The 25,001-nt window shown below is 69.4% G+C and carries 25 protein-coding genes; 17 read left to right on the top strand and 8 right to left on the bottom strand.

What is annotated here, in order from left to right:
• Nucleotides 1-5: 5 nt before the first annotated feature.
• From dop to ASG73_RS11625, 7 genes are all read left to right on the top strand, one after another.
• Entirely contained in the window at nt 6-1,502 is a 1,497-nt protein-coding gene (gene dop, locus ASG73_RS11595; RefSeq protein ID WP_055995125.1) for a depupylase/deamidase Dop, read from the top strand.
• Between the two features lie 33 nt (nt 1,503-1,535).
• Nucleotides 1,536-1,733: a ubiquitin-like protein Pup gene (locus ASG73_RS11600; protein ID WP_055995128.1), complete on the top strand. Its 198-nt coding sequence runs from the start codon at nt 1,536-1,538 to the stop codon at nt 1,731-1,733.
• Entirely contained in the window at nt 1,730-2,554 is an 825-nt protein-coding gene (gene prcB, locus ASG73_RS11605) for a proteasome subunit beta (protein ID WP_055995131.1), read from the top strand. The genes ASG73_RS11600 and prcB overlap by 4 nt, the downstream gene beginning before the upstream one ends.
• Nucleotides 2,551-3,246 carry a proteasome subunit alpha gene (prcA, locus tag ASG73_RS11610; protein WP_082567197.1) on the top strand — a complete coding sequence of 232 codons (696 nt, stop codon included), beginning with the start codon at nt 2,551-2,553 and terminating at the stop codon, nt 3,244-3,246. Before prcB ends, prcA begins: the two co-directional genes overlap by 4 nt.
• Nucleotides 3,247-3,255: 9 nt before the next feature.
• On the top strand, nt 3,256-4,644 hold the full coding sequence (gene pafA, locus ASG73_RS11615; RefSeq protein WP_055995135.1) for a Pup--protein ligase: 1,389 nt from the start codon (nt 3,256-3,258) through the stop codon (nt 4,642-4,644).
• A gap of 70 nt (nt 4,645-4,714) precedes the next feature.
• Nucleotides 4,715-5,749: an FKBP-type peptidyl-prolyl cis-trans isomerase gene (locus ASG73_RS11620; RefSeq protein WP_055995138.1), complete on the top strand. Its 1,035-nt coding sequence runs from the start codon at nt 4,715-4,717 to the stop codon at nt 5,747-5,749.
• 72 nt (nt 5,750-5,821) lie between these two features.
• A complete protein-coding gene (locus tag ASG73_RS11625) occupies nt 5,822-6,208 on the top strand; it encodes an FKBP-type peptidyl-prolyl cis-trans isomerase (RefSeq protein WP_055995141.1) in 387 nt (128 codons plus the stop codon).
• Nucleotides 6,209-6,290: 82 nt separating this feature from the next.
• Here the strand turns inward: ASG73_RS11625 and ASG73_RS11630 are convergent, their stop codons facing one another.
• Entirely contained in the window at nt 6,291-7,394 is a 1,104-nt protein-coding gene (locus tag ASG73_RS11630) for a DUF3866 family protein (protein WP_055995144.1), read from the bottom strand.
• A gap of 38 nt (nt 7,395-7,432) precedes the next feature.
• Here ASG73_RS11630 and ASG73_RS11635 point away from each other — a divergent pair, with 38 nt between their 5' ends.
• From ASG73_RS11635 to ASG73_RS11655, 5 genes are all read left to right on the top strand, one after another.
• Nucleotides 7,433-8,422, top strand: a complete 990-nt coding sequence (locus ASG73_RS11635) for a helix-turn-helix transcriptional regulator (RefSeq protein ID WP_055995146.1) — start codon at nt 7,433-7,435, stop codon at nt 8,420-8,422.
• Complete coding sequence (locus ASG73_RS11640; RefSeq protein WP_055995149.1) at nt 8,419-9,381, top strand: helix-turn-helix transcriptional regulator; 963 nt, start codon at nt 8,419-8,421, stop codon at nt 9,379-9,381. Before ASG73_RS11635 ends, ASG73_RS11640 begins: the two co-directional genes overlap by 4 nt.
• 87 nt (nt 9,382-9,468) lie before the next feature.
• A complete protein-coding gene (gene tatA, locus ASG73_RS11645) occupies nt 9,469-9,732 on the top strand; it encodes a Sec-independent protein translocase subunit TatA (RefSeq protein ID WP_235499440.1) in 264 nt (87 codons plus the stop codon).
• A 25-nt stretch (nt 9,733-9,757) separates the two neighbouring features.
• Complete coding sequence (tatC, locus tag ASG73_RS11650; protein ID WP_235499441.1) at nt 9,758-10,615, top strand: twin-arginine translocase subunit TatC; 858 nt, start codon at nt 9,758-9,760, stop codon at nt 10,613-10,615.
• A 42-nt stretch (nt 10,616-10,657) separates the two neighbouring features.
• Complete coding sequence (locus ASG73_RS11655; protein WP_055995158.1) at nt 10,658-13,513, top strand: DEAD/DEAH box helicase; 2,856 nt, start codon at nt 10,658-10,660, stop codon at nt 13,511-13,513.
• A gap of 70 nt (nt 13,514-13,583) precedes the next feature.
• On the opposite strand, the gene ASG73_RS11660 is transcribed toward ASG73_RS11655, so the two are convergent.
• Entirely contained in the window at nt 13,584-14,528 is a 945-nt protein-coding gene (locus ASG73_RS11660; protein WP_055995160.1) for a 5'-3' exonuclease, read from the bottom strand.
• 38 nt (nt 14,529-14,566) lie between these two features.
• Here ASG73_RS11660 and ASG73_RS11665 point away from each other — a divergent pair, with 38 nt between their 5' ends.
• From ASG73_RS11665 to ASG73_RS11680, 4 genes are read left to right on the top strand one after another with little or no spacing between them, the layout of a single operon-like run.
• The gene (locus ASG73_RS11665; RefSeq protein ID WP_055995163.1) at nt 14,567-14,989 is read left to right on the top strand and encodes an Lrp/AsnC family transcriptional regulator; all 423 of its coding nucleotides are present in this window, start codon (nt 14,567-14,569) and stop codon (nt 14,987-14,989) included.
• Nucleotides 14,980-16,566, top strand: coding sequence for an apolipoprotein N-acyltransferase (gene lnt, locus ASG73_RS11670; RefSeq protein WP_055995166.1), 1,587 nt, complete (start codon nt 14,980-14,982; stop codon nt 16,564-16,566). Before ASG73_RS11665 ends, lnt begins: the two co-directional genes overlap by 10 nt.
• A complete protein-coding gene (locus ASG73_RS11675; RefSeq protein ID WP_055995169.1) occupies nt 16,559-17,344 on the top strand; it encodes a polyprenol monophosphomannose synthase in 786 nt (261 codons plus the stop codon). Before lnt ends, ASG73_RS11675 begins: the two co-directional genes overlap by 8 nt.
• Entirely contained in the window at nt 17,341-17,850 is a 510-nt protein-coding gene (locus ASG73_RS11680) for an FxsA family protein (RefSeq protein ID WP_055995172.1), read from the top strand. The genes ASG73_RS11675 and ASG73_RS11680 overlap by 4 nt, the downstream gene beginning before the upstream one ends.
• A gap of 199 nt (nt 17,851-18,049) precedes the next feature.
• Here the strand turns inward: ASG73_RS11680 and ASG73_RS11685 are convergent, their stop codons facing one another.
• The gene (locus ASG73_RS11685) at nt 18,050-18,412 is read right to left on the bottom strand and encodes an RNA polymerase-binding protein RbpA (RefSeq protein WP_055995175.1); all 363 of its coding nucleotides are present in this window, start codon (nt 18,410-18,412) and stop codon (nt 18,050-18,052) included.
• Between the two features lie 252 nt (nt 18,413-18,664).
• On the opposite strand from ASG73_RS11685, the gene ASG73_RS11690 reads away from it, so the two are divergent.
• Nucleotides 18,665-20,020 (top strand): MFS transporter, encoded by a 1,356-nt coding sequence (locus tag ASG73_RS11690; protein ID WP_082567199.1) that lies wholly within the window; start codon nt 18,665-18,667, stop codon nt 20,018-20,020.
• A 21-nt stretch (nt 20,021-20,041) separates the two neighbouring features.
• On the opposite strand, the gene ASG73_RS11695 is transcribed toward ASG73_RS11690, so the two are convergent.
• From ASG73_RS11695 to ASG73_RS11715, 5 genes are all read right to left on the bottom strand, one after another.
• On the bottom strand, nt 20,042-21,352 hold the full coding sequence (locus ASG73_RS11695; RefSeq protein WP_162253982.1) for a M15 family metallopeptidase: 1,311 nt from the start codon (nt 21,350-21,352) through the stop codon (nt 20,042-20,044).
• 146 nt (nt 21,353-21,498) lie between these two features.
• Nucleotides 21,499-22,350: an NYN domain-containing protein gene (locus tag ASG73_RS11700; protein ID WP_055995181.1), complete on the bottom strand. Its 852-nt coding sequence runs from the start codon at nt 22,348-22,350 to the stop codon at nt 21,499-21,501.
• A gap of 29 nt (nt 22,351-22,379) precedes the next feature.
• On the bottom strand, nt 22,380-23,123 hold the full coding sequence (locus tag ASG73_RS11705) for an SDR family oxidoreductase (protein WP_055995184.1): 744 nt from the start codon (nt 23,121-23,123) through the stop codon (nt 22,380-22,382).
• A gap of 1 nt (nt 23,124) precedes the next feature.
• Entirely contained in the window at nt 23,125-23,604 is a 480-nt protein-coding gene (locus ASG73_RS11710) for a universal stress protein (RefSeq protein ID WP_055995187.1), read from the bottom strand.
• A gap of 3 nt (nt 23,605-23,607) precedes the next feature.
• A complete protein-coding gene (locus ASG73_RS11715; RefSeq protein ID WP_055995190.1) occupies nt 23,608-24,984 on the bottom strand; it encodes an APC family permease in 1,377 nt (458 codons plus the stop codon).
• Between the last annotated feature and the right edge of the window lie 17 nt (nt 24,985-25,001).

The following is a 25,001-nucleotide window of genomic DNA, read 5'->3' on the forward strand; positions in this document are numbered from 1 at the left end:
AGGGCATGAGCGTGCGTCGGGTCATGGGCATCGAGACGGAGTACGGGATCGCGGTGCCGGGGCAGCCCTGGGCCAACCCGATGGCGGCGTCGGGGGAGGTCGTGACGGCCTACGCCCGCGCGCACGGGCTGCGGGCGGGCCACGGCGCCTGGGACTACAGCGACGAGCACCCGCTGGTCGACGCGCGAGGGTTCGAGATGCCGCGGGCGCGGGCCCACATCTCCCAGCTGACCGATGCCGAGGACCCGTCCTTGGCCAATGTCGTCCTCGCCAACGGCGCCCGCCTCTACGTCGACCACGCGCACCCGGAGTACTCGTCGCCGGAGGTGACCTCTCCGCGCGACGCGATCGTGTGGGACCGCGCCGGCGAGCTCGTCATGCGCGAGATCGTCGCGCGGCTGGCGCAGCGCGAGCCGGGGATCAACCTCTACAAGAACAACACCGACGGCAAGGGTGCGTCGTACGGGACCCACGAGAACTACCTCGTGAGCCGGGCGACCCCCTTCGACCGCATCGTCTCGGGCCTCACTCCCTTCTTCGTCGCGCGCCAGGTGATGTGTGGTGCCGGGCGCGTCGGCATCGGGCAGGAGAGCGAGCGGGACGGCTACCAGATCGCCTCTCGTAGTGACTTCTTCGAGGCCGAGGTCGGGTTGGAGACGACCTTCAAGCGGCCGATCATCAACACCCGCGACGAGCCGCACGCCGACCCCGACAGGTGGCGGCGGCTGCACGTGATCATCGGCGACGCCAACCAGGCGGATGTCGCCAACCTCGTCAAGCTCGGCTCGACCTCGCTCGTCCTGCGCCTGATCGAGGCCGGCGCGATCGACCGGGACCTGTCGCTCCTGTACCCCGTCGAGTCGCTCAAGGTCATCTCCCACGACCCCACCTGCCGGGCGAGCGTGCGGCTGCGCGACGGCCGCGATCTCACCGCAGTCCAGATCCTCACCGAGTACCTCGAGATGGCGACCGCCTTCGTCGAGCGCGAAGGGAGCGACCCCGCCACCGACGAGGTCCTGCACCACTGGGAGCGGCTTGTCGGACTGCTCGCCGGCGACCCGATGGATGCGGCGGCCGACATCGACTGGGTCGCCAAGCTCGCTCTCCTGCAGCGCTACCGGGACCGCGACGATCTTGCGTGGGACGACAACCGGCTGCGCGCGATCGACATCCAGTGGTCGGACGTCCGCCCGGCCAAGGGCATCTTCCACAAGCTCGAGGCGGGCGGACGGATCACGCGACTCACCTCCGACGAGGACGTGATGGCCGCCGTGGCCACCCCGCCCGCAGACACCCGCGCCTGGCTGCGTGGCCGCATCGTCGAGGCCTTCGGACCCCAGGTCATCTCCGCCTCGTGGGACTCGGTCGTGCTGCGTCTGCCGCGAGCCGGTCGCGTCGCCCGACTGTCCATGCTCGACCCGCTGGCCTTCGGCCGCGAGGCGACCGAGGCACTCGTGTCTGCGGGCGACATCGACGACCTCGTGGCGGCCCTCGGGGCATAGGCTCGGGGCAGACCCCTACCGATAGGAGCAGCGATGGCGCAGGAGCAGATCCGACCCCAGTCCAGCGGTGGTGGCGACGACGCCCAGCCCGAGGACGGCTTCGGGCAGGTGGGCGCGAGCAACGCCGCCCGTGACGAGGACATCGACTCGGTGCTCGACGAGATCGACGGAGTCCTGGAGTCCAACGCCGAGGAGTTCGTCAAGGGCTTCGTGCAAAAGGGTGGTCAGTGAGCCGTGACCCCGAGCAGGGACGACTGCCGGCGGCCTTCCTCGCCACCGGCGGCTCGTCCTTCACGGAGTTCGTGAGCCAGCACGACCCGCACCTGCTGCCCGGTGGGCGCGCAGTGCCGGCGACGCCGATGCTCGACGCCCCGCACGGCACGACGATCGTCACCCTGGTCTGCTCCGGCGGGCTCGTCATGGCGGGGGATCGACGGGCGACGATGGGCAGCCTCATCGCCAACCGCGACATGCGCAAGGTCTTCGCCGCGGACGATCACAGCCTCGTCGGCATCGCCGGCGCGGCCGGCCCGGCCATCGAGATGGTCCGCCTCTTCCAGGTCGAGCTCGAGCACTACGACAAGGTCGAGGGCACCCTGATGTCCCTCGAGGGCAAGTCCAACCGCCTCGCCGCGATGCTGCGCGGCAACCTCGGGCTGGCCATGCAAGGCCTCTCGGTCCTGCCCGTCCTCGGTGGGTACGACGCCAGCCGGGCCTCGGGTCGCATCTTTTCCTATGACGTGACCGGTGGCTGCTACGAGGAGCAGGAGCACCACAGCATCGGGTCGGGCTCCCTCTTCGCCCGCGGCGCGCTCAAGAAGCTCTGGCAGCCCGACGTCGACCGCTCCAGCGCGATCCGGGTCGCACTGGAGGCCCTCTACGACGCCGCCGACGACGACTCGGCCACCGGTGGCCCCGACGTGCACCGCCGTATCTGGCCGATGGTGGGCGTCGTCGACGCGTCCGGCGTGACCTTCGTCGACGAGGCCGAGTGCGAGAGCATCGTCGCCACGATCCTCGCCGACCGGCGCGACGGCAGGAGCACGCGGTGACCCAACCCCCCTTCTACGTCTCACCCGAGCAGGTCATGGCCGATCGGGCCGACTTCGCCCGCGCCGGCATCGCCCGCGGTCGCTCCGTCGTCGTCCTCGGCTACGACGAGGGCATCCTGCTCGTCGCCGACAACCCGAGCAGCCGGTCGCTGAACAAGATCGGCGAGATCTACGACCGGATCGCCTTCGCGGGGGTCGGCAAGTACAACGAGTTCGAGAACCTGCGCGTCGCCGGGATCCGCTACGCCGACCTGCGCGGCTACTCCTACGACCGCTCCGACGTGACAGCCCGCGGGTTGGCCAATGCCTACGCGCAGACCCTCGGCACGGTCTTCACCCAGGACCAGAAGCCCTACGAGGTCGAGATCGTCGTCGCCGAGGTGGGCGCGGTCATCGCGGACGACCGCATCTACCGGCTCACCTACGACGGGTCGGTCGCCGACGAGCACGGCTGGGTGGCGGTCGGTGGCGACAGCGCGAGACTCAACGAGGCGCTCGGTGAGCGCTGGCGTCCGGGGATGGACCTGCAGGACGCCTTCGCGCTGGCGGTGGACGTACTCTCCCTCCCGGCCGAAGGGGGCGACCCGGCCGAGCGCATCGCCGACGAGTCCCTCGAGATGGCTGTGCTGGAGCGACGCCGCACCCGACGCTGCTTTCGTCGGATCACCACCCCCCTTCGCGACGACGGATAGCCTGCAGACGTGGAACGACGCATCTTCGGGATCGAGACCGAGTTCGGCATCACCGCTGTCTCCGACGGCCAACGACGGCTGACGCCGGACGAGGTGGCGCGCTATCTCTTCCGCAAGGTCGTGACGTGGGGCCGCTCGAGCAATGTCTTCCTGCCCAACGGCTCTCGTCTGTACCTCGACGTCGGGAGCCACCCCGAGTACGCGACCGCAGAGTGCGACGACCTCGTGACCCTCATCGCGCACGACCGGGCGGGCGAGCTGATCGTCCAGGACCTCGTCGACGATGCGCAGGCCCGCCTGACGGAGGACGGGGTCGCGGGCGAGATCTATGTCTTCAAGAACAACGTCGACTCAGCGGGCAACTCCTACGGCTGCCACGAGAACTTCCTCGTCGCGCGCACGTCCGACTTCGGTCAGGTGACCGAGCGACTCCTGCCCTTCCTCATCACCCGGCAGCTGATCGCGGGCACGGGCAAGCTCATGGCGAGCGGGCGCGGAAAGCAGTTCTCGGTCAGCCAGCGGGCCGACCACATCTGGGAGGGCGTCTCCTCGGCGACGACCCGCTCGCGGCCCATCATCAACACGCGCGACGAGCCGCACGCCGACGCCGAGCACTACCGCCGCATGCACGTCATCGTCGGCGACTCGACGATGACCGAGACCACCACGCTGCTCAAGGTGGGCTCGGCCCACCTCGTGCTGCGCATGCTCGAGGACGGCGTGGCCCTGCCGGACATGGCCCTGGACAACCCGATCCGGGCGATCCGCGACATCAGCCTCGACCGGACCGGTCGCACCACGGTCAAGCTCGCCGACGGACGCCGGATGAGCGCCCTGGAGATCCAGGGGGAGTACCTGAGTCGGGCCAAGGACTACGCGGCCCGCGAGGGCATCGACGACCCCGTGAGCGTGCAGGTGCTCGACCTGTGGGAGCGCACCCTCGACGCGATAGCCACCGACGACCTGGCGGCGGTCGGCACCGAGATCGACTGGGTCATCAAGTACCGCCTGCTCGACGCCTACGCCGCCAAGCACGGTCTCGACATCGCCGACCCGCGCCTGGCTCAGCTCGATCTTGCCTACCACGACATCGACCGCCGTCGCGGCGTCCACCACGTGCTCCAGCGGGCGGGCCGGATCGCGCGGGTCGTGACCGACGACGACATCGCTGCGGCCGTCGACACCCCACCGCAGACGACCCGCGCCCGGCTGCGTGGCGAGTTCGTCCGCACGGCCCGCGAGTACGGGCGGGACGTCACGGTCGACTGGGTGCACCTGAAGATCAACGACGAGGCGCAGCGCACCGTCCTGTGCAAGGACCCCTTCGCTGCCGTGGACGAGCGGGTCGACCGGCTGATGGAGATCCTCTCGGCCCGACGCACCCCCACCGGACCCTGAGTCAGGTGACGCCCAGACTCCGTGGTTAGGGTGATCCGGCAATCGTGTCCCCGAACCATCGAGGTAGATCGTGCCGAAGAAGGCCACCCGTCTGACCGCTGCCGCCGCGGCGTCCGTTGCCGCGATGCTCGCGCTGAGCGCGTGCGGCGGCGATTCCGGGTCCGACCCCACGAGTGACGCGAAGAGCAAGGCGTCGGCGTCCCCGTCCGCGTCGCCCATGACTCTGGCCGACCCGAAGCCGGCGGACGCCAAGCAGGTCGACAGCATCAAGATCGTGGAGGGCAAGGGCAAGAAGGCCCCCTCGATCAAGCTCAAGGACAAGCCGCTGTCGGTGTCGCAGACGACCCGCACGGTCCTGGACAAGGGCCAGGGCAAGACACTGCCCGACGATGCCTTCGTCGAGGTTGATCTGGCGATGTTCTCCGGCAAGGACGGCAAGCTGATCCAGGGCTCGGAGACCTACTCGTCCTCACCGATCGTCCTCACCCTGGGCAACGAGGGCTCGCTGCCCGGTCTGGTGAAGTCGCTCAAGGGCCAGAAGATCGGCGCGCACGGCGTCGCCGTGATGCCTCCCGAGGACCTCTTCGGCGAGCAGGGCGCGCCTCAGTACGGCGTCGACGGCAAGGACAACCTCGTGCTCGTCTACGACGTGCGCGGGGTCCTCCCCGACAAGGCCGAGGGCACCCCCGTGCCGCCCAAGAAGGGCATGCCGAAGGTGAAGTTCCACGACGACGCCCCGGCGGACATCAGCACCGAGGGCGTCGCGAAGCCCAAGAAGCTCGTGACCGAGAAGCTCATCGCGGGCAAGGGCAAGGAGATCAAGACCGGCGATCAGGTCTACGCCAGCTACACCGGCGTGCGCCTGAAGGACGGCACGATGTTCGACACGTCCTTCAAGAAGGACGGCCAACCCTTCCCCTTCGTCGTCGGTCAGCCGGGCACCATCGAGGCCTGGCAGAAGGCCGTCAAGGGCGCCCACGTCGGTGACCGGCTGGTCCTCGTCGCACCCTCCAAGGTCGGTTACGGCAAGAAGGGTTCGCCCGACGGGAGCATCAAGCCCAACACGGACCTGGTCTTCGTCATCGACATCCTCGCCGCCAACTGACATCCTCGACGGTCCCCGAGGAGCTTGCGCAGCAAGCGTCTCGAAGGGCCATCCCAACCACAGGAGAGACGCATGCCTTTTGACCCCAGCACCACCAAGCCCGAGATCGACTTCCCCGAGGGCGATGCTCCCACCGAGCTCGTCGTCGAGGACATCACCGTCGGTGACGGCGCCGAGGTGACCCCCGGGTCGCCCATCCAGGCCCACTACGTCGGTGTCGCTCACTCGACCGGCGAGGAGTTCGACGCCTCGTGGAACCGCGGCGCCCCGCTCGGCTTCACCGCCGGCATCGGTCAGGTCATCAAGGGCTGGGACGACGGCCTGCTCGGCATGAAGGAGGGTGGTCGTCGCAAGATCACCATCCCGCCGCACCTGGGCTACGGCGACGCTGGCGCGGGCGCAGCCATCAAGGGCGGCGAGACGCTGATCTTCGTCGTCGACCTCGTGCAGGTCGGCTGACCCTCGAGACCTGCATTGCCCTATGGCAATGCACGCAAGATTTGCATTGCCCTAGGGCAATGCAAGCAGAACTGACATTGCCCTAGGGCAATGCGAGCAGGGAGGCCGCGTGGCGGCCGGCCAGGGCCGCGGTGAGGAAGGGCGTCATGTCCTCCGCCGCGGCCCTGCCCATGCTCGCGAGGGGGACCGGGCTGCTCGACAGTGCCTCGGCGACCTCGTCGGCGGGCAGGGTCACCAGCCGGGGGGAGCCCGCAGCTCCCTGCACCGCGGCCGCGACCTCGTCACGCACGCGCGGCCACGGCTGCTGATCGCCGTCCGGCACGACGACGTCCGCGGCTCCGAGGAGCGTGCGCGAGAGCACCGTGGCGGTGTGGTGGGACAGCCCGAGGTGCCGCGGGCGGGGGTCGCTGCTCGACACGCGCGGGACCGCGATGCCGTGCCCCCGCAGCACGTGGACGGCGTTGAGCGCGTCGCCGGTGGACAGCCCCGACCACCCCCACGTCGTCGACGACCCGGCATTGCCGGGACCCTGGGCGACGACCGCGAGATCGCACCCCAGGACATGCCGCGCGGCGAGCAGGGCCGAGTGGACGGTGATCGCCTCGTGCTCCCCGCCGAAGGCCTGCCCGGCCGTGATCGTCGTGGCCAGCCACCCTGCGGCGACGAGCTGGGCGGCGCTGTCCGACAGGGCGAAGGGGAGGGCCGCCGAGTCCGTCATCACGTACGCCACGCGGGCCTCGGGTGCGACGGAGCGGATCCCGGCGAGCACTGCGGGAAGGGAGGAGTGCAGCTCCGCGACGACGACCGGCATCCCGTGCAGGTCGCCAGCGGCGATGTCGGGGTGGTCACGCATCGCCTCGTGGTGCGGGGACTCCTGCTCCTCGAGGGCCAGGACCATCTCCTGCAGCGGCGTGTAGCGCGCCTTGACGATGTGGCCGGGGGACTCGGGCGGGTCCGCCGGCAGCTGTGAGGTGTTGCCCACGACGAGCGCGTGGCCACCGGTGCCGAGCCGCCGGCGCAGGGCCGAGATGTTGAGCAGGACGGTGTCGCCGACCCGGGGCGAGCCCACGAGACCGGTGAGGGCAAGGGCGGGGGTGTCGCTCCCTTCGACCTCGACGCGCAGGCGCAGGGCCCCCGGACGCGAGCCGGTGATCTCGCGGACCGTGCCGCTGCGCCAGTGGATCATGTCCGGCAGGTTAGCCTCAGCGTGACGAAGGGAGCGATGTGGCTGCACCCAACACGCCCGCCGCGAAGACCGAGCGCCTGCTCAACCTGACGATGAGCCTGCTCTCGTCGCGGATCCCGGTACCCAAGCAGCGGATCCGACGCATGGTCGAGGCCTACCAGCTCGTCGAGTCGGACGAGGCCTTCGACCGGATGTTCGAGCGCGACAAGGAGGACCTGCGCGCGATGGGCATCCCGCTCGTCACCGAGGACATCGGGGTCTTCGAGGACGAGCAGGGCTATCGCATCGACCAGCGCGAGTACGCGCTGCCGCCCGTCGAGCTCGCCGCGGACGAGCGGGCCGTCGTCGGCCTCGCCAGCCGCGCCTGGGCGCACGCGACGATGGCCGGCACCGCGGCGACCGCCTGGCGCAAGGTGGCTGCGAACGACGAGGTGGGGGAGGACCCCTTCGTCGGTCTCGAGCCGCAGCTGGGTGGCGCGGAGCCAGCCTTCGAGCCGCTCAAGGACGCTGTCCTGTCGGGGACGTCGGTGCGCTTCGACTACGCCCGCCCCGGGACCGACGGCGCCGCGCCCCGCCGGGTCGAGCCCTGGTACCTCACCGCCTGGCACGGTCGCTGGTACCTCGTCGGGCACGATCTCGACCGCGAGGCCACCCGCGTCTTCCGGCTCTCGCGCATCACCACGGCCGTGACGGTGACACGTGACCCGATCACGGCGGCGATCCCCGACGACATCGACCCCGTGCGGATGATCGCCGCGATCGACGGCCGGGAGCCCACACGGACTCCGGCCGTGCTGCGCGTGCGCACCGACGCCGGTCACTGGCTGCGCCGGCGCGCCGACCTGGTCGAGCCGGTCGACGAGCAGTGGGACCGGGTGCACCTGCAGCACTCCGGTCTGCACGCCTTCGCCAGCGAGATCGCCAGCCACGGCCCCGACGTGGTCGTGGAGGAACCCGCCGAGCTTCGGGACGCGGTCATCGACCGGCTGCGGGCCGTCGTCGAGGAGCACGAAGGGAGCGTCCGATGAGTCGTACGAGCGTGGAGTCCGCCACGAGCCGCGTCCAGCGTCTGCTCACGATGGTCCCGTGGCTCGTCAGCCGTCAGGGCATCGAGATCGAGGAGGCCGCAGCCGGCCTGGGCATCACCGAGGCGCAGCTCGTCGCGGACCTCGACCTGCTCTTCATGTGCGGCTACGGGCAGCTGCCCGACGAGATGATCGAGGCCAGCTACGAGGGCGGACGCATCTTCGTGACCAACGCCGACGCGATCGCTCGGCCGCTGCGCCTGAGCGTCGACGAGGCGATCTCGCTGATCGTCGGGCTGCGCTCGCTCGCCGCGAGCGGGGCGGGGGAGAGCAGCGCCGTCGAGCGGGCTCTGACCAAGCTCGGGGAGGCCACCGGGTCCATCCCGGGGATGGACCGCGTGGTCGTCGTCGAGGACGACACCCGGGTGGGGCAGACGACCGCGATGCTGCGTGACGCCTTGGCGGCCGCCCGTCGCGTGCACCTGAGCTATGTCGTCCCGAGCCGGGACGAGCGCACCGAGCGCGATGTCGACCCGATGCGGCTGGCCCACGTCGAGGGCCACTGGTACCTCGAGGGCTGGTGCCACCGGGCGCAGGACGTGCGCCTCTTCCGCGTGGACCGGATCGAGCAGGTCGAGGTCCTCGACGAGGCGTCGACGCCCCCCGAGGGCGTGGCCCGCCGTGACCTCAGCGCCGGCGCCTACCAGCAGGGCGCGGCCGACGTGCCCGTCACGCTGCGGCTCAGCCCGGCTGCCCACTGGGTCGCGGAGTACTACCCGGTGACATCTCGGGAAACATCCGGCGAAGACCTTGTCGTCACCCTGCCCACGAGCAACGAGGGCTTCCTGCGCCGCCTGGTGCTGCGGTTGGGGGGATCCGTCGAGGTCACCGGCCCCGCGTCCCTGCGCGACGCCATGGCCACCCACGCGACGGAGGCACTGTCGGCATACGGCACGCCCTGAGCGTTGTCCCTGACGCTCAGGGACGAGGCATACACTGAATTCGTTGGTCGCCATCCGAAAGGTTCTGCCATGCCCAATCTGGGCCCCATGGAAATCATCCTCATCCTCGTCGTCATCCTGCTCCTCTTCGGCTTCAAGAAGCTCCCGGATGCCGCGCGCAGCGTCGGCAAGTCCGCTCGCGTCTTCAAGTCCGAGGTCAACGAGATGAAGGAAGAGGACCGCCAGCGCGAGGAGGCCAAGAAGTCTCGCGAGACCGGCACGGCGCCCACGAGCACCACGCCGACCACCGATGGCAACGCCATCGACGAGGCCAGGCCCCGCACGGACGACCAGTCCGGCCCGGTTGCCTGAGCCCGCTCCCTTCGCCGTCGCACGCATGACCAGACGAGAGCGCACCCTCCGGGACCCCGAAGGGCGGATGCCGCTCAAGGCGCACCTGCTCGAGTTCCGCAACCGGTTGATCAAGGCCGCTCTGGCGATCGTGGTCGGCGCGATCATCGGGTGGATCGTCTACAACCCGGTGCACATCGGGTCGTGGAGCTATGCCGGGGTGTACGACCAGCTGACCTACCCCTTCGACGAGTACAAGGCCACCAACCCGAACAGTGTCGTCACGCTGAACTTCGGCAACGCGACCTCGGCCTTCACCACGCAGCTCGGCCTGTCGATCTTCACCGGCGTGATCATCTCCAGCCCGATCTGGCTGTGGCAGATCTGGGCCTTCATCCTGCCGGGCCTGACCAAGCGCGAGAAGCGGATGTCGCTGGGCGTCTTCGGCACGGCTCTGCCGCTCTTCCTCGCCGGGTGCTTCTTCGCCTACCAGACCCTGCCCAAGGCGCTGCTCATCCTCTTCGGCTTCACCCCCGACGACGACAAGTCGAGCAACATCCAGCAGGCGAGCGACTACTTCACCTTCATCACCCGCTTCATCCTGGCCTTCGGCCTGGCCTGGCTCCTGCCGGTCTTCCTCGTCGGCCTGAACGCCCTCGGGATCCTCTCGGGCAAGACGCTCAAGAAGTCCTGGCGGATGGCGATCCTGCTGATCTTCATCGCCTCCGCGGTCATCACACCCACACCGGACCCCTTCACGATGTTCCTGCTGGCCGGCCCGCTGTGTGCGCTCTACTTCATCGCGTTGGCGATCTGCCTCGTCATCGACAGGCGCCGCGTCGAGTCGGGCGCGGAGCCCGACTGGTCGGACCTGTCCGACGACGAGGCCTCGCCGCTCACCTAGTCGCTGCACGAGGGCGCGCTCTCGCTGGCATAGCGTGGGGGCATGTCCTCTCCGGCTGACCGATACGCTGCCTCCCGCCGACGCAGCGGTGCGGAGCTGACCACCTTCGCCACATCCGTCGGCTTCGAGCTCGATCCCTTCCAGATCGAGGGCTGCGAGGCAGTCGAGGCGGGTCACGGGGTCCTCGTGGCGGCTCCGACCGGGGCGGGCAAGACGATCGTCGGTGAGTTCGCCGTTCACCTTGCCCTCGTCCGCGGGCAGAAGGCCTTCTACACGACGCCGATCAAGGCGCTGAGCAACCAGAAGTACCACGAGCTCGCCGCTCGGTACGGTCACGACAACGTCGGCCTGCTGACCGGCGACACCTCGGTCAACGGCGAGGCGCCGGTCGTCGTCATGACGACCGAGGTCCTGCGCAACATGATCTATGCGGGGTCGACGACGCTCGACACGCTCGCCTTCGTCGTCATGGACGAGGTCCACTATCTCGCCGACCGCTTCCGTGGGGCCGTCTGGGAAGAGGTGATCATCCACCTGCCCAGGTCGGTGCAGGTGATCTCGCTGTCCGCGACGGTCAGCAATGCCGAGGAGTTCGGGGACTGGCTCGCGGAGGTCCGCGGTGGCACCGAGGTCATCGTCTCCGAGGTGCGCCCGGTGCCGCTGTGGCAGCACATGCAGGTGGGACGCGACGTGCACGACCTCTTCGTCGACGAGCTGGGTGCAGCCGATGGGTCACCGGCCAAGGTCAACCCCGAGCTGCTCGATGCCATTCGCGATCGGGTGCGCTCCGGTGGCGGCGACGGACCCTCGCACGGGGGCCGTGGCGGACCCTCGGGTCGAGGCGGGCACGCGGGGCGGGGCGGCCGTGGAGGGCGCGACCGCCACAGCGGTCGCGGCGACAGGGACTCGCGAGGCCGCGGCGGGCACAACGCTCCGGGCCCGCGCGGAGGAGGGGGCCGCTTCGGCGGCGCCGCGTCGCGCACAGAGGTCATTCGTGAGCTCGATCGCGACGGGCTGCTGCCGGCGATCACCTTCATCTTCAGCCGTGCTGGCTGCGACGGTGCCGTGGGCCAGCTCCTGGGCAACGACATGCGGCTGGTCTCCGAGCGCGACGGCGAACGCAACCGGCGCACCGTGGAGGAGCGCACCGCGTCCCTCGAGGGCGAGGACCTGGACGTCCTGGGCTACCACCAGTTCGTCGAGGGCATCTCGCGCGGTTTCGCTGCCCATCACGCCGGGATGCTCCCGCTCTTCCGCGAGGTCGTCGAGGAGCTCTTCACCGCCGGACGCATCCGGGCGGTCTTCGCGACCGAGACGCTCGCCCTGGGCATCAACATGCCCGCCCGCACCGTGGTGCTCGAGAAGCTGGTGAAGTTCAACGGTGAGTCCCACGTCGAGATCACGCCGGCGGAGTACACCCAGCTCACCGGCCGCGCCGGCCGCCGCGGCATCGACGTCGAGGGGCACGCCCTGGTCGTGTGGTCGCGAGGGATGGACCCGATGGCGGTGGCCGGTCTTGCGCAGACGCGGACCTACCCCCTTCGCTCCAGCTTCAAGCCGACCTACAACATGGCCGTCAACCTCGTCGCCCAGGTGGGTCGGCAGACGGCCAAGGAGGTGCTGGAGACCTCCTTCGCCCAGTTCCAGGCCGACCGGTCCGTCGTGGGCATCGCGACCCAGGTGCGCGACCAGCAGGAGTCCCTGCAGGCCTACGCGGACGCCATGCACTGCCACGTCGGCGACTTCCGCGAGTACGCGGCCCTGCGCCGCCGGATCACTGATCTGGAAAAAGAGGGCTCTCGCAAGCGCAATTCCAACCGTCGCGCCGAGATCGCCATGTCGCTCGAGTCGCTGCGCGTCGGTGACATCGTGCGCCTGGGTGGTCGACGTGCCGGAGTCGCTCTCGTCATCGCGCCGCCGCGCTCCTACAAGGGCGAGCAGTCTGCTCCCACGGTCCTCACCGAGGACAAGCAGGTCCGCCGCCTGACGGTCACGGACCTCGATGGTCCACTCACACCCTTCGGCCGGTTGGCGGTGCCCAAGGGCTTCAACCCCAAGTCGGTCAAGCAGCGCTCCGACCTCGCCGCGACCTTGAGGATCAAGGCGCCCCACGAGGACGCCCCCAGCGTGCGGCGGCACGCCAAGGAGAGCGCGAAGGGGGATGACGAGCGCCTCGAGCAGCTGCGGCGGGAGCTGAAGTCGCACCCCTGCCACCAGTGCCCGGAGCGGGAGGACCACGCGCGGTGGGCAGCTCGCTGGTGGAAGCTCAAGCGGGACAACTCAGCCCTGCAGCGCAAGGTGGAGATGCGGACCAACTCGGTGGCCCAGACCTTCGACCGGATCTGCACCGTCCTCGTCCAGATGGGCTATCTCGGCGAGGACGGCGAGAGCGTCACCGAGCTCGGGGGTCGGCTGCGCCGCCTCTACACGGAGAAGGACCTGCTCGCGGCCGAGTGCCTGCGCGGAGGAGCCTGGAAGCGGCTCGACCCGGCCGAGCTGGCGGCCGTCGTGTCGATGCTCGTCCACGAGCCGCGGCGTGATGAGCACGAGGCCTTCCCCCGGATGCCCACCGAAGGGGTCTCCGACGCCTGGCTGGACATGGTGCGGCGCTGGAGCGAGCTGGAGGACCTGGAGGGCGTGCACGCCCTGAAGCAGACCGGTGAGCCCGACGGGGGACTGGCCTGGGCGGTCCACCGGTGGGCCAGCGGCCGGCGCCTGGACGAGGTGCTGTCCGGGTCGGACCTCACCGCCGGCGACTTCGTGCGCCGCTGCAAGCAGGTCGTCGACCTGCTCGACCAGGTCGGCGACGCGGCCCCCGAGCCGCACCTGCGCGGGGTGGCCCGCACGGCCGTCGACAAGGTGATGCGCGGGGTCGTCGCCGCCGACCGGCTGGACTGACCCTGCATTGCCCTATGGCAATGCAGACGAACGGTAGGAAGGACACGCATTGCCATAGGGCAATGCAAGGTCAGGAGGGGAGCGAGTGGAGGGCGGTGGCGACGCGGTCGAAGGCGGAGGTCAGTCCGTGCTCCACGGCCAGCCGGCTCATCGCGGCCGGGTCGACGATGTCCGAAGGGAGTCGGATGTCGCCGTCTCCGACCGGGACGTCGTGCGCGACGCCCACGACGAGCGGAGCGACGTCGAGGTAGTCGCTGGCCTCCTCGAGGCGCAGTCGTCGCGCACCCTTGATCGTCGGGTCACCGGCCGCGAGGGCCGCACGCACACCGGCCAGGGAGCCGAAGTCCCGGATGAGGGTCGCGGCCGTCTTGTCGCCGATCCCCTTGACGCCAGGTAGCCCGTCGCTGGTGTCGCCGCGCAGCGCCGCCATGTCGGCGTAGGCATCGCCCGTCGTCACCCCGTACTTGTCCTCGAGGAAGGCCTGCGTGACGACGTCGGGATCGCGTACCCCACCGCGGGCGGTGTAGAGCACCCGGGTGGACGAGGCGTCGTCGACGAGCTGGAAGAGGTCACGGTCGCCGGTGACGATGTCGACCGGCATCACATCGCGGTAGCGCATCGCGTAGGTGCCGATGACGTCGTCGGCCTCGTAGTGGGCGGCTCCGACGCGGGCGACACCGATGGCCTCGAGCGCGGCGATGATGAGCGGGACCTGCGGCGACAGCTCGTCGGGGACCTCCTCGCCGTCGGCGGTGTCCTCGGCGACCCGGTGGGCCTTGTAGGTGGGGATGGCGTCGACGCGCCACTGCGGCCGCCAGTCGTCGTCCCAGCAGGCCACGACGTGCGTGGGCCGGTATCGCGTGATCAGTGTGGCGAGCATGTCGAGGAAGCCGGCAACGGCATTGGTCGGAAGACCGGAGGGCACCGGCGCCCGCGAGGGCACCCCGTAGAAGGCACGGAAGTACAGCGAGGCGGAGTCGAGCAGGAGCAGGCGGTCACGCGCCGAGTCGGACATGGGCCCGACCTTACGGGTCCCTCGCCTATGGTTCACCCATGGAAGCGGCAGATCGACGCATCATCGACCTCCTGCGCGCCGACGGGCGGATGAGCTACACCGACCTGGGCAAGGCGATCGGGCTGTCCACCTCTGCCGTGCACCAGCGGGTGCGGCGCCTGGAGGAGCGCGGAGCGATCACGAGCTACACCGCGGTCGTGGATCCCGCCTCGATGGGCACCCCCCTGACTGCCTTCATCTCGGTCGCGCCGCTCGATCCCAGCGCACCCGACGACGTGCCGGACCGCCTGCAGGGCATCGAGGAGATCGACGCCTGCTACTCCGTCGCCGGTGACGCCAACTACCTGCTCCGCGTGCGGGTGAGCACCCCCCAGGCCCTCGAGGAGCTGCTGGGCCGGGTCCGCAACCGCGGCGGGGTCTCGACCCGCACCACCGTCGTGCTCAGCACCTCGTGGGAGTGATCGAGCGGCTGCCCGCACGGCTGCTGCTGGCTCTGGCCGGTGGCCTGTGCCTGTGGCTGTCCTTCCCCGACCACGACCTCGCGTACCTCGCGATCGTCGGCGTCGCCCTCGTGGGCATCTCGATGTGGGACGTGTCGCCGCGCACGGGCGCCCTGCTCGGACTGGTCGCGGGCGTTGCCTGCTTCCTGCCGACCCTCAGCTGGTCGGGCATCTTCGTCGGCAAGTTCCCGTGGTTCGCCCTGGCCATCACCGAGGGTCTCTACGTCGCCGCGATGGGCGCCGTGCTGGCGGCGGTCCAGCGTCCCCTCCTGCGAGCTGGCCGGTTGCTGCCGGCCGCACTGCTCGTCCCCGTGCTGTGGGTGCTGCAGGAGTGGACCCGGGGGAGCCTGCCCTACGGGGGCTTCCCGTGGGCGCGGATCGCCTTCTCCCAGGCGGACACCCCCTTCGCCCGATGGGCCGCGATCGGGGGAGCGCCGCTCATCACCTTCGTCGTGGCCCTGATCGCCGTACCGCTCGTGCTGCTCGTGGTGACCCGACGTCTTCCCGTCGTCGCCATGGTGGTGGCCCTCGTGGCGGGTCTGGGTGCCTTCGCCGTGCCCGTGCCGACCAGCGGTGAGTCCACGGCCAAGGTCGGCCTCGTGCAGGGCAACGTGCCGCGACCGGGGCTGAACTTCAACGCCGAGCGCCGCAAGGTCCTCGACAACCACGTGGCCGGCACGGAGGCGCTGGCCGAGCGCCACCACGACCTCGACCTGGTCATCTGGCCGGAGAACTCCTCCGACATCGACCCGCTGCGCAACCCTGATGCCAAGGCACAGGTGCAGCGTGCCCTGGACGCGGTCGACACTCCCATCATCGTCGGTGCCATCCTCGACGAGCCGGCTCCGGCCGTCTCCAATGCCTCGCTCTTCTACCAGCCCGGTGGGGGAGCGCCGCAGCGCTACGTCAAGCAGCACCCCGTCCCCTTCGCCGAGTACATCCCCCACCGCGACTTCTACCGGCTCTTCAGCTCCAAGGTCGACCTGGTGCGGGTCGGTTTCGCCAAGGGCGACCGCAATGCCGCCTTCCGGGTGGAGGGCCGCGACGGCAGCTTCACCGCGGTGCCGACCATCTGCTTCGAGGTGGCGTACGACGGACTGATGCGCTCGGCGGTCCGGGACGCAGAGGCGAAGGGGGAGCCCAGCCTCCTCGTCGTGCAGACCAACAACGCGACCTTCGGCTACTCCGCCGAGTCGACGCAGCAGTACGCCATCTCGCGCATCCGGGCCATCGAGCACGGGCGCAGCGTCGCGCACGTGTCGACGGTCGGGGTCTCCGGCTTCGTCAACCCCGACGGGACGAGCACCCCGACCACCGAGCTCTTCACCGCTGCCCAACCAGTCGACGACGTCGTGCTGCGCAGCGGCCTGACCCTCTCGGACCGCCTCGGACCGTGGGTCGAGTGGGGCAGCGCGCTCCTGCTGCTGATCGCCGTGGCGTGGCGGCTGCGTCGGGCCCGGCCGGGTAGTCTCGACAACCGGTCGACCGACGACCGTCGTCCCCCCGTCCAGAGCGAGGAAGCCTCCACCGGTGCCTGACTCCACCCAGCCGCGACCGCCGATCGAGCGGGTCGCCGTGCTCATCCCCACCTACAACGAGCGCGAGAACCTGCCGCTGGTCGTCGAGCGGGTACGTGCCTCGGTGCCCACCGCCGACGTCGTGGTGCTCGACGACAACTCGCCCGACGGCACCGGTGACATCGCGGACGAGCTCGCCGCCGCTGACGACCACGTCAAGGTCATGCACCGCGAGGGCAAGGAGGGACTCGGCGCCGCATACCTCGCCGGCTTCGCCTGGGCCCTCGAGCGCGGGTACGACGCCGTCGTCGAGATGGATGCCGATGGGTCGCACCGCCCCGAGCACCTGCCCACGATGCTCGAGGTCGCCGCAGACGCCGACCTGGTCATCGGGTCGCGCTACGTGCGCGGCGGCAAGATCGTCAACTGGCCGATCGACCGCAAGGCGATCAGCATGGCGGGCAACCTCTACATCAAGGTCATCCTCGGGATGCCGGTCAACGACGCGACCGCCGGCTACCGCGTCTACCGCGCCGAGACCCTGCGCATCATCGGGCTCGACCAGGTCGAGAGCGCGGGCTATGTCTTCCAGACCGACCTGACCGTGCGGACCGTGCGCGCCGGTCTCACGGTCGTCGAGGTGCCGATCACCTTCATCGAGCGAGAGATCGGCGTCTCCAAGATGGACGGCGACGTCGTGCGTGAGTCGATGGCTCGCATCACGCGATGGGGCCTGACCCACCGCAGGCGACAGGTGCGCGGACTGCTCGACCGAGAGCCGACCTGGCACCGCCTGTGATCCACGGACCTGCCCCACGACGGCGCCGCCGCAGGCTGGCGCTGCTGCCCCTCGCCCTGGTGCTCTGGGTGGTCCTCGAGGTGGCCGTCCTCATCGCGGTCGGCCGCTGGATCGGCTTCTGGCCGACGCTGCTGCTCATCATCGCGCTGTCCGCGCTCGGCGCGTGGCTCCTGCGGCGCGAAGGCCGACGGACCTGGCAAGCGCTGCGCACCGCGCTGCGCAGCGGTCAGATGCCCAGCCGGGAGATCGCGGACGCCGTGGTCGTCTTCGTCGGCGGTGTGCTGCTCACCCTGCCCGGCTTCGTCTCGGCCGTCGTCGGCCTCGTCTTCGTGCTGCCCTTCACCCGGCCGGTGGCGCGGATCGGCCTCGAGACGCTCGTGGCCCGGCGGCTGCTCGCCGCCGGCATGTCCGTGGCGCCGGGGGAGGCGCGCGTACGTCGCACCCGCGACCGTGGGGACGACAACCGCGACGGAGAGGTCGTCGAGGGAGAGATCGTCGACGAGTGAGGCGGCCTTCGAGACGCTTGCTGCGCAAGTTCCTCAGGCAGCGGGGTAGGGCCCTGCGCAAGTTCCTCAGGCAGCGGGGTAGGGCCCTGCGCAAGTTCCTCAGGCAGCGGGGCAAGGCCCTCAGGCAGCAACCACATGACGAAGGGGGCGCCCCCACCGGTGATCGGTGGGGGCGCCCCCTTCGTGCGTCGGCCGTGTCTCAGGCGCTGCGCTTGCGCGCCTTCGGCTTCTCGCCGCGCTTGGCCCGCAGGAGCGCAAGCCGCTCCTCGAGGAGCTCCTCGAGCTCGGGGATGGAGCGACGCTCGAGCAGCATGTCCCAGTGGGTACGGACGTGCTTGACCGGCTTGAGCTCCGGCTCCGGGCCGTCGATGAGCTTGCCGAGCTTGCCGCAACGGCACTCCCAGGTGCTGGGGATGTCTGCCTCGACGGAGAAGGGCAGCTCGGTCTTGTGGCCGTCCTCACAGGCATAGCCCGTGATCTGACGGTCGCTGGGCACGACGTTGTCCGTCGTCTCCATGCTGAAACTGACCATGCGCGTCCCGCGCAGCGTGCGCTCTGCCATGTTGCGTATCTCCTGGTTTCTCGCGATGTCTGCGCCCCTGCGCGCGCAAAACGTCTCATGTGCCATAACGCCGTAGGTGCGTTGGATGTTCCTGCTGCTCGCATCGTTGCGGTGCAGCGGCCCCGGCAGACCTCCGCGTGAGCGGCTCGAACCGCGATCCTCACGGGTCAACGACTGGGGCGACCCCACAGGATAGCGCGTCGAGGCCGTGTCGCGCACCTCGAGCCATGTGCGGGGCGATAGCCTCACCTCGTGACCGACGCGACGAGGCCTGCGGAGCCGACCACCGCCCTGCGTGCCGAAGCCCCAGGAGGCTTGGGTCGGATCATCGGCTGGGCCATGTGGGACTGGGGCGCGCAGCCCTTCAACACGGTCATCACCACCTTCGTCTTCGCCGTCTACCTGACGAGCGAGAGCTTCGGCTCCACCAACACGACCTCGACGGCACTGGCGATCTCGACCGCGATCTCCGGGCTCCTCGTGGCGCTGCTGGCGCCGGTGCTGGGGCAGAACTCGGACCGCTCGGGTCGCGGTGTGCGCAACCTGCGCATCCAGACATGGATCCTGGCTGTGCTCTCCGCCGGGCTCTTCTTCATCAAGCCAGAGCCGGCCTTCCTCGTCCTGGGCCTCGTGCTGCTCGGCGCCGGCTCGATCATCTCCGAGATCGCCAGCGTCAACTACAACGCTTCGATCGAGCAGGTCGCCTCACCCCGCAACGTGGGCCGTGTCTCCGGTTTCGGCTGGGGCATGGGCTACCTCGGCGGCATCCTCGTGCTGCTGCTCATCTACTTCACCTTCATCCAGCCCGAGGTGGGCCTCTTCGGAGTCACCGGAGCCGAGGGTCTCGACATTCGCGTGTCGATGATCGTGTGCGGGGTGTGGATCCTGTTGTTCACCCTGCCGGCCTTCTTCGTCCTCAAGGACACCCCCAAGGACAAGGTGGCGCGGATCGGCGTCGTCGACTCCTACAAGCTCGTGTGGGACTCGCTGCGTCGCCTGTGGGGCCAGTCGCGTCACACCGTCTACTTCCTCGGTGCCTCGGCACTCTTCCGCGACGGGCTGGCGGGCGTCTTCGCCTTCGGCGCGATCCTGGCTGCCGGCACCTTCGGCCTGTCGGCCGGCGAGGTCATCATCTTCGGTGCCGTCGCCAACATCGTGGCCGGCATCGCGACGATGGTCTTCGGCCTCCTCGACGACGTGCTGGGGCCCAAGCGGGTCATCCTCATCTCGCTCGTCGCCCTGACCGTGCTCGGACTGGGGATCTTCGTCCTCCACGACGGCGGCAAGACGGTCTTCTGGACCCTGGGACTGGCGATGACCGCCTTCGTCGGTCCGGCCCAGGCGTCGTCGCGCAGCTTCCTCGCCCGGGTCATCCCGGAGGGGCAGGGCGGCGAGATCTTCGGGCTCTACGCGACCACCGGCCGGGTCGTCTCCTTCCTGGCACCCGCAGCCTTCGGGCTCTTCATCTGGATCGGTTCGCTGGTGACCGACGACGCCAACACCCAGTACTGGGGGATCCTCGGGATCGCCCTCGTCCTCGTCGCAGGGCTGGTCGTCCTCATCCCCGTCAAGACTCCGCAGGAGCAGGTGGGCAGTCAGGCTGGCTGACCCGGCCCGAGGACGCCCGACTCAGCCCGAGTACTCCCAGTGCCACGGCTCGGGGAGGGATCCACCGGCCGCCGCCCACGAGGGGTGGAACCAGCCGTACAGGGGTGCGTTCTGCTGCATCCACGCGTGTGCCGGGTGACCGAAGTTGTTGACGCCACCGCACAGGTCGAGCGCCTTGCCCAGGCCGTGGGTGCTCGACCCCGGCGCTGCCGCCCAGCCACCTCTGTTCTGCTTGGTGACGACCTGCTCGGCGTAGGAGCGATAGCTGTCGGTCACGCACAGCAGGTTGCCGGTGTCGCGCTGGTAGGCCTTGCTCATCGAGTTGAAGGCGGCCGCGGCCCCGGGCCGAAGTGACTCGCCGGGGGCACCCAGGAGTGGGCACAGGCTTCCGGGCGGGATCTGACCGTTGGGGTAGGTCCCGGTCTCGGTGGAGCACGGCTTGGCGTCCTCGAACTGGGTGACGTCCTGACCGAGGTCCTTCAGCGCCTTGGTCAGGCGATCGCCGGCCCCCTGGGCCTTGTCGTCCGGAAGACCGATGAGCGCGTTGATCACCGGCCCGGCCTTGGCCAGCTCCTCAGAGTGCTTGCGACGCAGGTCCTCCAGCGCGGTCTTGCGGTCCTTGAGGACTGTGTCCGCCTTCGCCTTCGCGCTGTCCGCCCGCTTCTTGGCCTTCTTCGCCTTGGCGAGGGCCGAGTTCTTCTTCTTGGTCAGCGAGGCCTGGGTGACGGTGTCCTGCCGCACGACGTCGACGGTGCGGATGCGCGCGTCGGTGAGGTAGGACAGGTCACCGGCGGAGTTGCCCGAGGTCTGCGAACCGCTGGTGATGGTCCCGAGCATCGTGACCGTGTCGGAGTACCCGCCCTGGGTGTAGGTGTTGAAGGCCCAGCTGCGCAGGTCCTGCCGTCCTTCGGACAGACGGCTCTTGTAGGTGTCGAGCGCCTTCTGCGCGTCGTCCGCCTCGGTCTTGGCGGTGTTGTACTCGTCGCGCGCGGTCGCCTTCTTCTGAAGGAGCTTGTTGGCCTTCTTGGAGTAGGACTTCAGCGACTTCACCGCGGCGGCGATGTCCTTGTTGTCCTTGACGAGGTCTGCGGTCAGTCGGTCGGCCTCGGCGACCTGGGAGTCGAGGTCCGTACCGCTGAGGGGGGTGTCGCTCGTGTCGCCGACGGGTGAGGTGCCGTCGGGCGTCCACGCCAGGCTGGGGCTGTCCTGCGTCGGGTCACCCGTGGGGGTCTGGTCTGTCGGCTGTGTGGTGGCCGAGGCCGGAGGGTCGGTGGGCTCCGCGGTGGCAGAGGGTGCCAGAGCGACTCCGCCGACGAGACAGAGGGCGAGCACAGCCCGAACGGTGCCGTTGGGACGGCGGGTACCACGAAGCATCAATTTTCTCCTGGAAGCAGACCGGGGACATCTTAGGCCCGTGCGGTCCCCGAGTACATGGCCGTGTGCACAGGGCCACTCCTCCCTCGTGATGACGAAGGGGGTCAGCTGCCTCGTGTGTCGTTCGTCGCCTTCTTGGTGCTGGCCGCCTTCTTGGCCGTCTTCGTGGCCTTGACGGTGGGGGAGGAGGCTGCCTTGGCAGGGCTCTTGCGAGCCTTGGTCCGCAGCCGCACCTGACGCTGCGAGCCCTCCGCGCGGGTCTCCAGATAGGGCTGCTCCTCGAGGAGAGTGGACAGCTTCTGGTGACCGAAGGCCCTCGGGTCGAAGTCTGCCTGGGCCCGACTCAGGTGCTGGCCGACGGTGCCGAGTGCGCTCCAGCCATCGTCTCCGGAGGTGGCGTTGATCGCCTTGGTCAGGGCGGACTGCAGGTTGATCGTCGTCTCGGGGGAGTCGGTGGGCTCACCGGGGCGACCCCCTTCGTCCTTGGCGTCGTCCTCGTCACGAGCCTGCTCCTGCAGCAGCTCGAGGAAGATGAACTGGTCGACGGCGCGACGCAGGGACTCCGGCGTCTTGCGCAGACCCAGGCCGTAGACGCGCTTGCCCGACTCTCGCAGCCGCGTGGCCAGCCGGGTGAAGTCCGAGTCAGAGGAGACGAGGGCGAAGGCCTCGACATTGCCCTGCCACAGCAGGTCCATCGCGTCGATGATCAGCGCCGAGTCGGTGGAGTTCTTGCCGACCGTGTAGGCGAACTGCTGCACGGGCTGGATGGCGTTGCGGTGCAGCTCGGGCTTCCAGCCGCCCAGCTGGGTGGTCGTCCAGTCGCCGTAGGCACGCTTGACCGTCGGGGTGCCGTACTTCGCCAGCTCCTCCAGGACGGCGGCCGTGTGCTTGGCCGAGACGTTGTCGCAGTCGATGAGCACGGCGATGCGGGTGGAGGTGCTGGTGTCTGCGTCCATGGTCCGGAACCTACCGCTCGACGACCTGCTCAGGCCCGCCGCGTCTCCAACCACTGTGCGTAGCTGATCGTCCCGATCCTGCTGTCCGGCCGGGCGAGGAGGAGGTCTCCTCGCAGCCCGCGACCGAAGGCGCCGGGCATCGGGAACTCGACGACGCGCACGCGCTCACCCTGCGCCGACAGCACCCGGCGTGACATCTCGGCGACCGAGAGCACGTCGGGCCCGGCGATCGACGGGCCATCTGCGAGTGGTCGCCCCTCGGCCACGTCGACGAGCAGGTCGGCGACCTCGCTCGTGGCGACGGGCTGCGAGCGGATCCTCGGGACCAGGGCGAGCGGACCGAAGCGGGTGCGCTCGAGGGTCTGCAGGCCGAACTCGTGGAACTGGGCAGCGCGCACGATGGTCCCTGTCGGGTCGGCGAGGACCGCCACCTCCTGGGCCCGCTTGCCGGCGTAGTACCCGGAGTCGATCTCACGGGCGCCGAGGATCGACAGGGCGACGTGGTGGAGCACACCTGCCGCTCGGCCAACGGTCAGGAGGTTGTCCGTCACCCGCTCGAAGAACTCGATCGACCGCGACCCCGACATCGTGAGTACGGACGTGACATCGATGACCGAGTCGACTCCGGCGAGATGGCGCGCCAGACCGGACGAGGAGGTGAGGTCCACCCCCTTCGCCCGGGCGAGGACGACGACCTCGTGCCCGCGCCGCTCTGCGGCGGCGACCACGGGTCGACCCACGACCCCGGTGCCACCGGCGATGGCCAGACGCATGTCAGGGCTTCTTCTTGGTGCGCTTGACGCGGGGTACCGGACGCACGACGAGGACCGGGCACGGGGCGGTTGCCTGCACGCGCTGCGCGGTGCTCCCGATGAGGACCGTGTCGGTCAGACCGCGGCTGCCGCTCGCGAGGACGATCAGCTCGATGTTCGACATCTTGGCCGCCCGGTTGATCTCGGCGGACGGGGTGCCGCTGCGTACCCGGGTCCGGACCTTGGTGTCCGACCAGTCGTCGAACTCCGCGGCGATGACGGCGACGGCGGACTCGGCCTCAGCCTTGAAGGAGCTGCTGAGCAGCGGCTTGGGGGCCTTGGCGTCGGCGGAGATCTCGTCGACGAAGGAGACGCTGGCCAGCGGGCGGGTCACGGCGAGCACGATGATCTCGGTGACCTTGGACGGGTCGGCGAAGGACTTGAAGTGACGGGCCGCGCGCAGGGACTGTCGGGAACCGTCTGTGGCGATGAGTACGTGCATGTCTCAGCTCTCCAGGTTGGTCGTGGGACGGCCACCGCCGAGAAGGCGTTCGGCGATGAAGAGGACGACGCCGACGGCCAGCAGGGCGGCGCAGTAGACGAGCGACCCGGGGTCGTCGTAGATCACGTAACCGAGGATGAGGAAGTTGGCGACAACTCCGATGGCCAGCAGGAACCGGGGAGCACGGAAGGCCTCCTCGGTGCGGTCGAGCTTGTCGAGCTTGACCGCGGAGATGATGACCAGCGCGTAGATCAGCAGCGTGAAGACCACCGTGACATTGGCCAGCTGGGCCAGGTCGGCCCCCGAGAACAGCAGACCAGCGATCACGAGCACGGAGAAGAGGATGGCCAGCCACGGCACCCGACGGCTGCTGACCTTGGCGAAGGGAGCGGGGACGACGTCCTCGCGGGCCATTCCGTACAGGATGCGCGACTCGGTCACGAGGCAGACAAGACAGGTGTTGGTGATGGCGACCATGGCGATGATCGCGAAGACGATCGTCAGGACGGCCACGGAGAAGGGAAGGACTCCCGCCTTGACGACCTCGAGGAGCGCGGCGTCGGACTGGGCCAGCTGCTCGATCGGGACGGTGATCGCGGCGGTGACCGCGATGAGGACGTAGAGGACACCGGCGGTCGCCATGCCCCCGATGAGGGCACGCGGGAAGTCACGGCGAGGGTTCTGCGTCTCCTCGGCCACGTTGGCGGCGTTCTCGAAGCCGGTCATCGCGAAGAAGGCCAGGGCGACACCCGCGAGCAGCCCGAGCGCAGGATTGCTCTCGGTGGAGAACTCGGTGATGCGCGAGAAGTCGACCTTGCCCTGGACGGTGGCCACGATGCCGATGATGAGCACGATGATCAGGCCGGCGATCTCGATGAAGGTCATGATCATGTTGGCCACGACCGACTCGGTGATGCCGACGAAGTTGATGATCGCCAGGCCGATGATGAAGGCCAGGGCCACGACGAGAGCCGGGGCGGCTGCCCACACCTCACCGAAGTACTGCGCGAAGCCCGTGGCGAGCGACCCGGCTGCGGCGTAACTCGCGGAAAGCATGCAGAAGGTGATGAAGAAGGTCAGCGTCTTGTTCTTGAACGCCTTGTTGACGTAGAGCGCCGCACCAGCGGCCTGCGGGTACTTGGTGACGAGCTCGGCGTAGGCCAGACCGGTGATCGTCGCGACCGTGACACCGACGGCGAAGGCCGCCCAGAAGGCGCCTCCGACGGCTCCGGCCACCAACCCGATGAGGACGTAGATCCCGGACCCCAGGACATCGCCCAGGACGTAGAAGTAGAGCAGTCGTCCGGTGACGCCCTGCTTGAGCTCCGAGTCCTCGTTGACCCGGGGTGAGCCCCCTGGGCTCGCTGTGTCGACCGACATGAGCGGACCTTCCTCCC

The organism is Janibacter sp. Soil728 (assembly GCF_001428305.1).
GTDB lineage: Bacteria > Actinomycetota > Actinomycetes > Actinomycetales > Dermatophilaceae > Janibacter.